Below are 13951 nucleotides of genomic sequence, written 5' to 3' on the forward strand. Positions count from 1 at the left end.
GGATGATTCTCCGGGACGAGTTGAACCTCAAGCCTGCGCCTATGGCGCACCGCTTTGCGGCTTCGGGCTTCACCTTTTCCTCGTCCCGAAACGACAGCTATCCAGTCGGGAATAACGACCGGCCGAACCAGCTCTGGGTTTCGGATTTCACGTACGTCTCGACTGGGCGGGCTGGCTCTATGTCGCATTTGTGATCGGCGTGTTCGCTCGGCGCATTGTCGGCTGACGTGTTAGTTTGTCGACGACCACGGACTTCGTTCTGGATGTACTTGAACAAGCCCTGTACGCTCGCCAACCAGACAACGACGGCACGTTGATTCACCGATCGCAATACGTCAGCATTCGATACAGCGAGCGGCTGCGGCCGAAGCCGGCATCGAACCATCCGTCGGCAGCCGCGGCGACAGCTACGACAATGCGCTGGCTAAAACGATCAATGGCCTGTACAAGGCCGAACTGGTTCATCGGCGCGCTCCGTGGAAAACTCGAGAATCTGTCGAGCTGGCTACGCTGGAATGGGTGGCGTGGTTCAACCATCATCGGCTAATGGAACCTCTCGGCTATATCCCGCCTGCTGAAGCTGAGGCAAACTACTACCGGCAATTCAGCAATACCATCGCTGTGCTGGCATTAACTTAAACCAACCAGTCTCCACGATTCCCGGGGAGGTTCAAATCGAATGTTACTTTTTGCCAAAAGGCGCAGACCAGTCGTCTACCGACGACACGAACATTCGAACTTCGGCTTCGTCCAGACAACTGATCCTCGCGCTCGGATCATGTCCGACCGGTCATCGGCCTTATGAGAAGCTTTCCATAAGGCCGATGACACGGCGAACACGCTTGACTTGCGAGTACCAGCTACTTAACAGCGAAATCGGCAACTGGATGTCTCACTGAACCGGTCTGCGAGTAACAAGAACTGGCACGCCGCTGCCAAGTAGAACGCTGCCGCCCAAACGCTTAAGTTTTTTTCTGATCCTGCAGCCGCGCTCTGGCCGACGCGATCGATTGTCGCAGCTTCGCCTGCAACGCCTCACGTGGCGGTAAAACGGTGAGGTATTCGGCAACGTGGGTGCCATTTTTGTCAAGTTCGAGCAATTCAATCTGTTCCTGCTTCTTGCCAGCACACAGAATGATCCCAAGTGGTGGCTGCCCGCCGGGCTCTTGTTCGTACTTCGCTAGCCAACGCAGATACAGTTCCATCTCACTCTTGTACTCGGCCCTGAAGGCGCCTAGTTTCAGTTCGATAGCCGCAAGCCGTTTGAGCTTGCGATTGTAAAACAGCAAGTCGATGTCGAGGTCGTCATGATCGATCTGCACGCGCTTCTGGCGGGCCACGAACGTGAACCCGGCACCGAGCTCGAGGAGGAACTGCTCCATCTCGCGCAAGATGGCGTTCTCGAGATCCTTTTCCAGATGGCGGTCGTTAAGCCCTAGGAAATCCAGCACGTACGGATCTTTGAGCAGTACGTCCGGCGACACGCACTGTTCCTGCCGCAGTTGCGTCAAGTCGTGCGGCACCGCTTCTGCTGGTTTTCGTGAAATTGCGCTGCACTCAAGCAGCATCGAGTTGATTCGCTCCCGCAACTGTCGTGACGACCAGCGCAGTGGTTGATCAAACGACACGGATTCTTACTATCGAATCGATCTTGTCAAAAGATGCAAATATCTGGTCAATCTTCGCCACTTTTTCCTACCGACAAGTCCGTTCAGTAATCATCCTCAACGATCAAGCGGAAACTCACACTGCTCGAATGCCTTGTGTACCGTTCCCTACGAAATCGTCGACTCTTTCCACAGAAGCTCTATGAAAGTCACAATTGTCGGAACAGGCTATGTTGGACTCGTTACCGGAGCTTGCCTAGCAGAATTGGGCAACGACGTCCTGTGCCTTGACGTTGATGTAACCAAAATCACGCGCCTGAACAACGGCGACGTACCAATCTACGAACCCGGGTTGTCAGATGTCATCGCTCGCAACCGTGATGCAGGGCGTCTCACGTTCTCTACGGATATCGCTGACGCTGTCGCTCACGGTGAAATCCAGTTCATTGCAGTAGGCACTCCGCCGGATGAAGACGGATCCGCCGACATGCGGTATGTGCTATCTGCCGCGCGGAACATTGGCCAGCACATGAACAGCTTTAAAGTGATTGTCGACAAGTCGACCGTACCGGTCGGTACCGCAGACAAGGTCCACGACGTAATCGCCAATGAACTCGCAGCACGTGGAATCGACACGCAGTTCGCCGTAGTCTCAAATCCCGAATTCTTGAAGGAAGGGGCTGCGGTAGAAGACTTCATGCGTCCGGACCGAATTGTGATCGGTTGCGGTGCCGACGTAGCCGGGCTGCGCGCGAAAAGTCTTATTGAACAGTTGTACGCCCCTTTCAATCGCAATCACTCGCGCACGCTTTTCATGGACGTCCGTTCTGCGGAGTTCACCAAATACGCAGCAAATGCGATGCTGGCCACTCGTATTTCGTTCATCAATGAACTCGCAAACCTGGCTGATCGCGTCGGGGCAGATATTGAGAACGTGCGTCGCGGCATCGGCTCTGATCCGCGCATTGGTTACAGCTTTCTATATGCGGGATGTGGATATGGCGGATCCTGCTTTCCGAAAGATGTGCAAGCGCTAATACACACCGCCGCCGAGCACGATATGGAGTTGAACATCCTGGCGTCTGCGGAGCGAGTCAACGAGCGCCAAAAGACGGTATTGCTCGACAAGATTCGGCGTCACTTCGATCGAGCACTTGACGGCAGGCACTTCGCGATTTGGGGCCTTGCGTTCAAGCCCAATACTGATGATATGCGGCAGGCCACTAGCAGGCGGCTAATTGCCGAACTACTCCGTGGCGGTGCATCGGTTAGCGTCTATGACCCCGTGGCCCTTGATGAAGCGAGCCGCTGCCTCTCGGCAGATCTTGCCCCCGAAGACTATAAGCGTATTCGATTCTCCAAGGACCGAGACGCGACACTCCAGGACGCGGATGCACTCGTAATTTTAACGGAGTGGAAGGAATTCCGCAGTCCGGATTTCGAGCATATGAAATCTGCTTTGAAGGATACGGTCGTGTTCGACGGCCGCAATCTATACGATCCTGGTGCGATGCAGTCCAGTGGGTGGACGTACTACACCATTGGACGCGACTCGGCCTCTGTGGCGTGATCGCTTGACTTCACGTGATCGGAGCTTTTCAGTTCCAGTTGTGAGCTGGGTTCGCGAACCGCTGGTGGACAACCCAAATGCGAGTCTACCGGTTTCCCAAAGTTAATCGGCCACCATGCGCGGCTCAGTAAATTAGACCACATGGATACCCGATCCAGTAGACGGAAGCGAACTCATTTGAATTTCCCGAAATAGAAATCAGAATCGGATTAGTACTTGCGCTGCACGACATTAACGCGACCGTTCCTGTATATCTGTTTCAATCCGGCAGTTCCGTCGAACCGCCTTGCGAGATAACGTTCCCCATAAGGTTACCGGTTGCCTCCAGCGATTGTCTCGAGTCTACGGATCGAAGGTCGAACATACAGATAGTCAATCCATTGCGACATCGCGAATGACAACAGTTTTTCATGCTTAGACAGATCATCAACTCAAACGAACACGGACCTGAAAGTTCAAAGGAAAGCCCATGATTCTGGTGACAGGCGGTGCCGGCTTTATCGGCGCCAATTTCGTGCTCGACTGGCTCGATGCGTCGGACGAAGCGGTGCTGAATGTAGACAAACTGACCTACGCCGGCAATCTGGGTACGCTCAAGTCGCAACAGGGCAATCCCCGGCATGTGTTCGTGCGGGCCGATATCTGCGATCGTGCCGCGATGGATGCGCTCCTCGCCGAACACAAGCCGCGCGCCGTGCTGCACTTCGCCGCCGAAAGCCATGTGGACCGTTCGATCCACGGCCCGGCCGATTTCGTGCAGACCAACGTGGTCGGCACCTTCACGCTGCTCGAAGCCACCCGTCAGTACTGGAATACGCTCGGCGAGGCCGACAGGGCCGCGTTCCGTTTCCTGCACGTCTCGACCGACGAAGTGTTCGGCTCGCTGTCCGCTACCGATCCGCAATTTTCCGAAACCACGCCGTACGCGCCGAATAGCCCCTATTCGGCCACCAAGGCGGGGTCCGACCATCTGGTGCGCGCCTACCATCACACGTACGGCCTGCCGGTGCTCACCACGAACTGCTCGAACAATTACGGTCCGTACCAGTTCCCCGAGAAGCTGATCCCGCTGATGATCGCCAACGCGCTCGGCGGCAAGGCGCTGCCGGTGTACGGCGACGGTCAGAACGTGCGCGACTGGCTGTATGTCGGCGACCACTGCAGCGCGATCCGCGAAGTGCTCGCGCGCGGCACGCCGGGCGAAACGTACAACATCGGCGGCTGGAACGAAAAGAAGAACCTCGACGTCGTGCATACGCTGTGCGACCTGCTCGACCAGTTGCGTCCGAAGGCGGGCGCCTCGTACCGCGACCAGATCACCTACGTGAAGGACCGTCCGGGCCACGACCGCCGTTATGCGATCGACGCCCGCAAGCTCGAGCGCGAACTCGGCTGGAAACCGGCCGAGACGTTCGAGACCGGCCTCGCCAGAACGGTCCAGTGGTATCTGGACAATCAGGCGTGGTCTGACGAAGTCGCTTCGGGTGAATACCGGAAGTGGGTTGAGACCAACTACGCGCAGCGCGCGTAAGGAAACGGATATGGCACGCAAAGGCATTATTCTCGCGGGCGGATCGGGCACGCGCCTGTATCCGATCACACACGTCGTCTCCAAGCAGTTGCTGCCTGTCTACGACAAACCGATGATCTACTACCCGCTGTCCACGCTGATGGTGGCGGGCATCCGCGACGTGCTGATCATCTCCACGCCGCAGGATACGCCGCGCTTCGAAGCCATGCTCGGCGACGGCAGCCAGTGGGGCATGAACATCCAGTACGCGGTTCAGCCCTCGCCGGACGGTCTCGCGCAGGCGTTCATCATCGGCCGCGACTTTGTGGGTCATGACCCGTCGGCGCTGATTCTCGGCGACAACATTTTCTACGGCCACGATCTCGCGAAGCAGCTCGATCGCGCGAACGGGCAGGACGAGGGCGCGACCGTCTTCGCCTATCACGTGCACGATCCGGAGCGCTATGGCGTGGTCGAATTCGACAAGCAGTTCCGCGCGTTGTCGATCGAGGAGAAGCCGCTCAAGCCACGCTCGAATTACGCCGTGACCGGTTTGTACTTCTACGACAAACAGGTCTGCGATATCGCGGCGGACATCAAGCCGTCGCCGCGCGGCGAGCTCGAAATCACCGACGTCAACTCGCGTTATCTGGCCAACGCCGCGCTCAACGTCGAGATCATGGGGCGCGGTTATGCGTGGCTCGACACGGGCACGCACGATTCGCTGATCGAAGCCGCGACGTTCATCGCCACGCTGCAGAAACGCCAGGGTCTGGTGGTGGCGTGTCCGGAAGAGATTGCGTACCGCAAGCAATGGATCGACGGCGAACAACTGCAGGCGCTCGCCAAACCGCTGGCGAAGAATGCGTATGGCAAATATTTAGAAGACATTCTTACGGACCAAGTGGCATGGCCATCCAAGTAACCGCTACGGCGCTGCCGGAAGTCAAGATCATCGAGCCGAAGGTGTTCGGCGATGCGCGGGGCTATTTCTACGAAAGCTTCAATGCGGTGGAGTTCGCGGAGCACGTGGAGCAGGACGTCACGTTCGTGCAGGACAACCATTCGCGTTCGGCGAAAGGCGTGCTGCGCGGCCTGCACTACCAGATCCAGCATGCGCAGGGCAAGCTCGTACGCGTGGTGGAAGGGAAAGTGTTCGACGTTGCCGTCGACATCCGCAGGAGCTCGCCGAATTTCGGCAGGTGGGTGGGTGTGACGCTGTCGGTGGAGAACCATCGGCAGTTGTGGGTGCCGCCTGGTTTCGCGCACGGCTTTGTCGTGCTGTCCGAATCGGCGCAGTTCCTCTACAAAACCACCGACTACTGGTTCCCCGAGCACGAGCGCAGCATCGTCTGGAACGATCCGGCGGTCGGCATCGAGTGGCCGATCGACTTCGAGCCGCTGCTGGCCGCGAAGGACGCGGCCGGCAAACACCTTTCAACGGCAGAATGCTTCGACTGAACATGCGTCGCATATATCGTGTATTAGCACGCCACAAAACACAGTTCCGGAATCGCCATAAGGTGCACTTTTCCACTATAGCTTATTTCTTAGGATAATTTATTAAGGGCCATTATAAAATGAAAATTGTCATTTCCTTTTTTGGCATAACGCGATCTTTGAAGCACACTGTCTCCTCAATCAAAGAAAACATTCTGTCGCCTGCCAGAAATCACGGAGAAGTGAGCGTTGTCGCGCATTACTTTGATCTCCCCTACATAAAAAACGTCAGAACGGGGGAGGATTTCGATCTTGATACCAACGAGCACTCTCTACTTAAATATGACAAGCTGGTCATCGAGAAACCTCAAGAGTGTCTTGAGAAGTGGCAGTTTGATAAAATCGCGTCATACGGCGACGCATGGAACGATAGCTTCTCTTCGTTGAAAAATTTGATTCATCAGTTACACTCGCTCGACACCGCCACGTCGATGGCTACTGAGTTCGATCCGGATCTTGTTATTTTCTGCCGCCCAGACCTGGAATATCACGACTCGTTCGAGAAGGTTCTGCGCTTTTTCAGCAAGAAAAGATTTAATGGAGCTGTCATCCCTTTCTGGCAATGGTGGGGAGGTTACAATGACCGATTTGCCTTTTGTGGCCGTGATGCGATTCGAGATTACGGTTGCCGCGCGCGATCAATGAACAGCTTTCTTGAACGCTCCACCACGCCTTTACACAGTGAAAAGTTACTTCGTTTTTCTCTCAATCAATCCAACGTGCCTGTTCGCGTAACTGATTTAAGAGCGTCGCGCGTTCGTGCAAACGGGCAACGCAAGGACGAAACATTTTCCGGAAAAGATGGGATGTCTTTGAGGGACACACTTTATTATTTGAAACGCGTTTAACGGACAACATCAAAGCGACAAATCAGCCAGATCATCGTTAGATAGAAGCATGACAACTGGCGTTGAAATTATACGCACCCTCAATCCTGCGAGCCACCTTCGGGATTTTCTCCCTCGACGGTGCAATTTCGAGAGTTTGACAGATCAAACACTGCCGGTTGAGAAGGACCTCGTCTCGACGCGCGCCGTGTAATGGATACCCGAGAAATTTTCTGCGCCCAGCTCAATCCGACCCGCATATGGGACGGATATTAAAAATGCGCGGGTCCGCAAGAGCGTGCCGTGCTCGACTGCAACTTCAAGCCGAGGTCCTGACGATTTGTGGAACTCAAATCGCTACGAGTCACCAGTGACATGAAACGCGAGCTATCCTAGCAGCGCCATATTTTCAGGCTAGAAGCGGTAATCCTCAGTAAAAAGAGGAACCTCGGACTTCAGGTTGAAGCCCAAGGCTCCTATTCCACAGTTCGCGCATCAGTCTGAACGCGCTCCGCGGATCTCTAAATCTCCTCCGACGGCCAGCCACCACAGTTGAAGTCACACCCTGCGCACGGAGGTCAGTCCCGTCCTGACTTTCCCGTTTCCCACTTTCTAAGTGGCACGTGCCTTGCGGCTGCGGAACACGGCGTTACACGCACTCAGATTTAGCGCAACTTCAGGGCTGACGGGCACCATCGAACGGCGCCGGCATTACGAAATCCAACCCGTCCCGAATGCACAGTCGAATGAGTCCGCTCCGAACCCTTAGCCGACGAGAAATCTCACGCGAATTGTCGCGGACGCTGGCTTCCTGCAACGGAGACACGGGGATGTCCTGTCCTCCGTGCACCTTGATGGACCGCGCCACGGTCCCACTGCGGGTAGAATGGCCGTTCAGTAAATTTGATAGGCCTTGGCAGCGCTAGCTCAGGCACATTGGCTAGATGTGTTACGTTTCGTACAGACGCCCTTCCCGAAGCCATTCATTTTTAACTCAACTCGACGGGAGCCCCTATGCGTAATCTTCAATTGCCAGAAAAATTAGCGATTCCTGTAATGGCATTTACCATTACGGCGCTCGTTTTCGCGTTAATAGCCGAACATGTGTTTCTAACGACGAAAAAAAGAATGACGGGCATAGCCAATCTGTTCGTGAGAAACAGAAAATCTAAGTGAGCTGAAATATAAAATTGGCTCACCGAGAAGATAACATACAGCGTCATGTCGCTCAGAAAAATATCGCTCCCTCATCATGGATGCCATTTCTCCAACAGCCGCTCATAATCTGCCAAAATCAGCTCCCATTTAAAGGTAGTTCTGAAACGATTTATGCTTCCGCTAGCGAGCTCCGACAGCACTTCCGCGTCTGACGCAAGACGGTCCAGTTGTTCGCTACAATCATCTTCCTCTTTGAAGAACACCGCCCCTTCCCCAGCCACCCAGTGATTGAAATGGTTGTCGTGGGCCAACACAGGAGAACCCGCACCCAAAGCCTCGACAAGTGACGGGTTCGTTCCCCCTACACGATGACCGTGAATATAAAACCGCCCGAAAAATCGAAGAGCCTCGACCACGGTCTTATCATAGATGGCCCCCGGAAAAATCACTTCGTCACTCGCACTTTCCATTACTTGCTTGTGAAAAGGATTTTCGGATGGACGATAGTTTCCCAGTACCACCAACTTTATGCCGCGAGGCACTCGCGAAAACGCCCTGACAATTTCTAGAATGGAATTTTCCGGCTCAGGCCTTGCAACGATCGTAGCAAATTTTTTTGGCGTTAGCTTCAGATTGACCAAGTGATCCGAATCCGCATCGACGACCTCAGCGGCCCCATACGGGATTACAGTAATTTTCTTCCGAGAGACTCTGGTCGCAAGGTGATCCGCGATCTTAGGGTGGTCGGCAATAAGATGATCACCAAACCAACAACCCAGTCGTTCATTCAGCCACAGCCAGGCGCGCTCGTAGAACTTCCATTTGTCACGCTTCCACTCAAGGCCGTCCATATTAATTATATTGACAAACCCACGCGACCTGAGTGCGATACTAAAGGCCGCGGTATTATATCCAAGCGTTAAAACAAGCCCAGACGGCTGCTTCATTAAATGTCTTACACTTAAGAAATCGAACCAGACCGTGCCAACCGCTCCGCTCTTTTTGACGGGAACGATTACACGCCTGATTCCTTCCCAATAATCCTCTGTGATTTCACCGCCAGGTCGCGACTCCTGACAATAAACTGTCACTTCCCAGCCTTTAGAGACCAAATAAATGGCGAGATGTTCGGCAAATGTTTCAAAACCACCATGCGCGGCGGGGACGCCCCGAATACCGAGAATACTTAACTTTTTCATCTTTATTTATTCCCAAACACATCTCGAACGGCGCCGAGGTACGAAAAACCCCGCGCCTTCGTCGGCTCAATAAAAGAACCCTCTCCAAATTCATTCCAGCAGCAGATTATTACTGTTCGCTTGGTCCGTTCAGGATTTTTGGTCATCACATCCCGTGCCTCAAGCAAATGCTGGCGGAACTCCTCCGAACTTCCTTCTGAGTTATCATGAGCTGGATCTTCGCTTCCACCCCAAGGCGCCTTATCCCAACCAGCGGTAACCGGAACTAAATAAGGTAGCTCGCTTTCTTCAATAATGTAATTCCAGTTTTCGGCATACGCTCCCGTAAGCTCACTATAGCTATGAGACAGTCGTCGTCCATATTGCATCCCATGAATACCCGCGTGATAGTTGTACGCGGTGAGTGCATCGTATCCAGCCTTAGGCAGCGCATTCGAAATTCTGCCTTTTTCTGGAAGCGTGGATGCCACAAAATAAATCCCGCGCAAACCACGCTCAATGGCTCGCCTCGATGCCATTTGAAGCAGCAGCGCGCTATCAATATGGAGAATTTGCGCGCTGCGCTCCAATTCGGTAGCCGAGAACACCATCACAACTGGGCGATCATCAATCTTCAAGTAATTGGGTGATGAAAAATAATTTGATATCCAGTAGTCCACCATGACGTCAAACTCTTCAAGTGACCGAGGAAAAACTGCATGATTCGCCCATAGAATATTAAATTTGATGCCGTGATTATCTCGCGCATGCAGATAGTTGCTGATTGGCGCGCCGGCTACTGGTTTCGATCCGCCCTCCCAATACCAGTCGAAGGTGACAAAGTTGATTCCGTAATCCTTCATCCACTCTAACTGCTTCGCAATAACCTTTTGATTCGAATCATCGTACCAACCTAACAATGGCTTTCGCTCAGGAAACCGTTTTATCGGACTCCATGGGTCCGAATTTCCCTTTCCTGCGCCAGGTGACCAACCAGGAAAATAATAGACACCCACGTTATAGGAATCTGGATCCGCGCTTGCATGAGCTGACACGAGCAGCGCCAAACCCATCATTGGCAAATTCCTAGCAATCAACCGAATCGAAAGCAGTGACCAGATTCCGCGCAGCGGCCCTCCAAGTGTGCTGCTCAGCGATCGCATCGCCGCGAACACGCAACCGATTCTGAAGCTCGCTATCGTTACAAACTTCGAAGATTGCATTTACCAACTCCTCAATGTCGTGGGGATCAACCATCCGGGCGCCCGAAGAGAACAATTCGTTCATCGAGGTTGTATTCGAGCAAACAACGGGGCAATCCGCGGCCATAGCCTCCAAAGGCGGAATCCCAAAACCCTCCGCGAAGGACGGGTACACAAAAAGATAAGCTGCCCGATAAAGTCGAATTAAATCTGCATGCTTCGCATCCTCGATAATTTTGACGTCAGACTGAATGTCGTTCTCGCTTATGTATCGAAGCATCGACTCGAAGCCGAAATCGCGTTGCCCAACAAACACCAGTTTTGGAAAATCCGAATGCCTTTCCTTCAAAATTTTGTATGCTTTCAGAAGCCCAAGATGGTTTTTTCTGGGCTCCAACCTTCCAACCGTTAATATGTAATCCGCGCAGCCATATTTACTACGCACATATTCTTTTGCCGCAGAGCGATCGACTTTGAACGCGTCACGGTCAACTCCATTTGAGGTAATGCTTACTTGCGAGGGAGCAAGTTTGTAGCGCTCAATGAGCTGTCGCCTCGAATATTCTGAAACTGTAAGCACATGTTTCGATCGAGCGGCCGACCATTTGATCAAAGTTCGGGATCGTATAACGAACGCTTTTGAAAAAAATTCTGGATGCGTCTCGTAAAGGAGGTCGTGTATTGTGACAATGTTTCCACATACAGACGACAGAGGTCTAATGTATTGAGAATGAAACAGATCCAACCCATCCTCGATTTGAGCCATTGCCGCACCGAACACCAATCGACCGGTTCGCCCAGTCGTTCTATATCTCCTAATTTCGCCAAAACTTGCCCACTTACTATCAATTCCAGAAATATCATTAAAATAAAACACGAAATTATGCTTCGGCTTTTCCCACTCTTGCACTGCGGTGTAAAGATTGTCGAGATAGGTTTTGCTGCCTTGATTTATTCCATTAAGTACATGGAGATCGACACCGATTTTCATATCAATCCCTTAGTTTTGGTATACGAATCGCATTGCGGCAAGCGCATACAAACGCATTTTTTTGCGTGCAGATGCGGCAGTCAAATCCGATCGAAGCATACTTTTTAGCGAATAAAAAAACCATCTTAGGCAAAAGCCCACAAGAAATATTCCTGCGGCTACTTTTCCCAAGGTCCGTCCTTTTCTAAATGCATATTCGCCCAAGGTCGAATCAATCCAGCGGGTGCTAACCTGGGTTTTATCCTCCGTTCCACCGTGAAAATGGACTATGCGACAAGACGGCGCCAGACATATTTTGTAACCCATGGCCCTGATAGACCGGCACATTTTGACGTCTTCAGCATACATAAAATAATCGTCTGGCCATCCATTTATGCGCTTAACAACGTCGTTTCGCATTAAAACAGCCGCTCCAGTTACCCAATCTAGCTCGAACGGTATAGTGCTGTCCGCATAGCGACTCTGGTCAACATAGAACGGTTTCGCACGATTCGGCGATATCCGAGAAAACCCCAAAAAGTACGAAAGGAACGAATTCAAGCCTCTGTCGTATCCACCCGCCCCGGTCTGAAATCGCCCATTTTTCAGATTGAGCAGCGGTGAGATTGCTCCGATGGTCGAATCGCGTTCGCAATGTTGAACGAGTTTCGTCAACAGACTTTCGTCACATATCTCTGTGTCGTTATTCAAAAATAAAATATATTTAGATTTGCAATACGGCAATGCAAGATTATTCCCTCTAGCATAGCCGACGTTTTCCCGAGACTGAACAAGAGTTACCCAAGAATGGAACGACCTGATATATTCTCCACTTCCGTCGGTTGACGCGTTATCTACAATTATTACGGCACCGACCTCCTCATCGAAGCAATCTCGTATTTGAGGAAGTAGAGACTGGCAGTAGGCAAGCCCATTCCAGTTCACAATTACGATATCGACTTTTGACATCTCCCCCCCTGCTCAATTAGTTAGATCCAGGCACAATGCGCTCAGGATCCCTATTGGTCTTCTGGCGCGCCCCCTCATCGTCGGCATTAATCAGATTCCGCGAAGCCAATTCCCGCGCGTACATTGAGAAGATACAACTCAGTACGATTATCGTCGACGAAAGAATTGCTTTATTAAAGATTCCGGTAATGAAAAATGAGGTAACTATAAATATCCATGCAATAGCGACCGCCAATGTACCGGATATGTTTCCTAGCGCTCCTCTGTAGAACCGCTCCACCTCATAGGATTTTTTTAAAACCCAGAGCAGAAAAATCCCATACATTGCCAGACCGACTGCCCCGACTTTGAAAATGACGTATACAAAACCGTTATGCACGATGGGGGCTGTTGACGTTCTTTCGCCACCGAGCGTTATGTCAATTCCGAGATCCACCGATGAGCCGAATCCTTGCCCCAACAACAGATGCAATAGGTCCGCTTGTGAGTATTGTCTCAATGCGACAAAACTCTCATAACCACGCCAATTATTATTTATGCCTTCAACATCATCATAATCTCTGATATTCACTTCTTGGAAGCTATTTTCGAACTTTGCAACCAGCGACTGAGTGGCGTCCCCTGAGCCGGCTTTAGAACTCGAGACAGCAAATACCGCACCGAGTCCTAGACATAGTATCGCGATAACAATCAGCGCATTCTTCGCCGATAATCTGGTCGCGACGCCTACAAAACATAACAAAAGCAGCGCCGAAAAAATCCATAAAATTCTCGAGTACGCAGAGAAATGCGACACGAAAGTCAAACCGGATACGATGAGGCAAAAAAACCGTGTGGTGATGGAGACCCTGCCAGCACGCAGATAGAATAATGCGACCGATAAAGCAAGCGTGCTAATCATGTATCCGTGGCCAACGTTATCGCGCACAGAATCCAAGCTCGAATCAGACGCTTCGGTACTAGTCAACAACCTGATCACATGAAAAAGAGACACAACCGCTCCAGCGATCAAAATCGCCTTGAATAAATTTTTATGATTTGTTCCGGATGCGAGATAAGCACCAAGGATAAAAAATTCGACAGGCTTTAAAAAATACCAGCAATCCTTCATCACCTGATAAATATCACCCTCCAAGAACCCGGGAATTACGCCTACTAACGCGATTGAGCAAAGCATTGCCAAAACGCGGTTCCAGCCCTGCAAATACACTTTTTTTCTGAACAGGAAAGATGCATAGATGTACACTCCCGCCAGTAAAGTCGTAATTTCTGGCGGGACGATGCTCGAAAGCACGAGAAATATGGCGATAGGGAGCCAACCCGAAGCGCGCTCGGCAGACACCCTAATATTCGCTGTGCTATTCAATGCGTAATTCATTTTTTTGCATGACCCGATTGGCAAATTCTTGCGATTTAAATACTTTGCTTCTCGATCGTTTTTTAAAAAACCACAGGCCTGC

The 13951-nt window shown here is 51.9% G+C and carries 10 protein-coding genes and 2 pseudogenes; 6 read left to right on the plus strand and 6 right to left on the minus strand.

Annotation, left to right across the window (positions count from 1 at the left end; translation table 11 throughout):
• Positions 1–116: 116 nt before the first annotated feature.
• Positions 117–639: pseudogene (locus DSC91_RS11765) on the plus strand (DDE-type integrase/transposase/recombinase); the annotation flags it as partial.
• 323 nt (positions 640–962) lie between these two features.
• Here DSC91_RS11765 and DSC91_RS11770 read toward each other — a convergent pair.
• Positions 963–1607: pseudogene (locus tag DSC91_RS11770) on the minus strand (PDDEXK nuclease domain-containing protein); the annotation flags it as partial.
• Between the two features lie 202 nt (positions 1608–1809).
• Between DSC91_RS11770 and DSC91_RS11775 the strand changes: the two are divergent.
• The 5 genes from DSC91_RS11775 (at position 1810) to DSC91_RS11795 (ending at position 7035) form a co-directional block, all read left to right on the plus strand.
• Positions 1810–3177 carry a UDP-glucose dehydrogenase family protein gene (locus DSC91_RS11775; RefSeq protein WP_115778311.1) on the plus strand — a complete coding sequence of 456 codons (1368 nt, stop codon included), beginning with the start codon at positions 1810–1812 and terminating at the stop codon, positions 3175–3177.
• A gap of 469 nt (positions 3178–3646) precedes the next feature.
• Complete coding sequence (gene rfbB / locus DSC91_RS11780) at positions 3647–4708, plus strand: dTDP-glucose 4,6-dehydratase (protein WP_115778313.1); 1062 nt, start codon at positions 3647–3649, stop codon at positions 4706–4708.
• Positions 4709–4718: 10 nt separating this feature from the next.
• Positions 4719–5612: a glucose-1-phosphate thymidylyltransferase RfbA gene (gene rfbA / locus DSC91_RS11785; protein ID WP_115778315.1), complete on the plus strand. Its 894-nt coding sequence runs from the start codon at positions 4719–4721 to the stop codon at positions 5610–5612.
• Positions 5597–6148: a dTDP-4-dehydrorhamnose 3,5-epimerase gene (gene rfbC, locus DSC91_RS11790; protein ID WP_115778317.1), complete on the plus strand. Its 552-nt coding sequence runs from the start codon at positions 5597–5599 to the stop codon at positions 6146–6148. The genes rfbA and rfbC overlap by 16 nt, the downstream gene beginning before the upstream one ends.
• A 119-nt stretch (positions 6149–6267) precedes the next feature.
• Entirely contained in the window at positions 6268–7035 is a 768-nt protein-coding gene (locus DSC91_RS11795; RefSeq protein ID WP_115778319.1) for a hypothetical protein, read from the plus strand.
• Between the two features lie 1229 nt (positions 7036–8264).
• Here the strand turns inward: DSC91_RS11795 and DSC91_RS11800 are convergent.
• Genes DSC91_RS11800 through DSC91_RS11820 form a run of 5 tightly spaced genes read right to left on the minus strand, consistent with a single transcriptional unit; the run spans position 8265 to position 13869 of the window.
• Positions 8265–9371: a DUF1972 domain-containing protein gene (locus DSC91_RS11800; protein ID WP_115778321.1), complete on the minus strand. Its 1107-nt coding sequence runs from the start codon at positions 9369–9371 to the stop codon at positions 8265–8267.
• 2 nt (positions 9372–9373) lie between these two features.
• On the minus strand, positions 9374–10513 hold the full coding sequence (locus tag DSC91_RS38205; protein ID WP_341869797.1) for a glycoside hydrolase family 99-like domain-containing protein: 1140 nt from the start codon (positions 10511–10513) through the stop codon (positions 9374–9376).
• Positions 10437–11543, minus strand: coding sequence for a glycosyltransferase family 4 protein (locus tag DSC91_RS11810; protein ID WP_115778325.1), 1107 nt, complete (start codon positions 11541–11543; stop codon positions 10437–10439). Before DSC91_RS11810 ends, DSC91_RS38205 begins: the two co-directional genes overlap by 77 nt.
• A 9-nt stretch (positions 11544–11552) precedes the next feature.
• Positions 11553–12491: a glycosyltransferase family 2 protein gene (locus DSC91_RS11815; RefSeq protein WP_115778327.1), complete on the minus strand. Its 939-nt coding sequence runs from the start codon at positions 12489–12491 to the stop codon at positions 11553–11555.
• Between the two features lie 16 nt (positions 12492–12507).
• Positions 12508–13869 (minus strand): hypothetical protein, encoded by a 1362-nt coding sequence (locus tag DSC91_RS11820; protein ID WP_115778329.1) that lies wholly within the window; start codon positions 13867–13869, stop codon positions 12508–12510.
• Positions 13870–13951: the final 82 nt, after the last annotated feature.

Source organism: Paraburkholderia caffeinilytica (assembly GCF_003368325.1).
Classification (GTDB): Bacteria; Pseudomonadota; Gammaproteobacteria; order Burkholderiales; family Burkholderiaceae; genus Paraburkholderia; species Paraburkholderia caffeinilytica.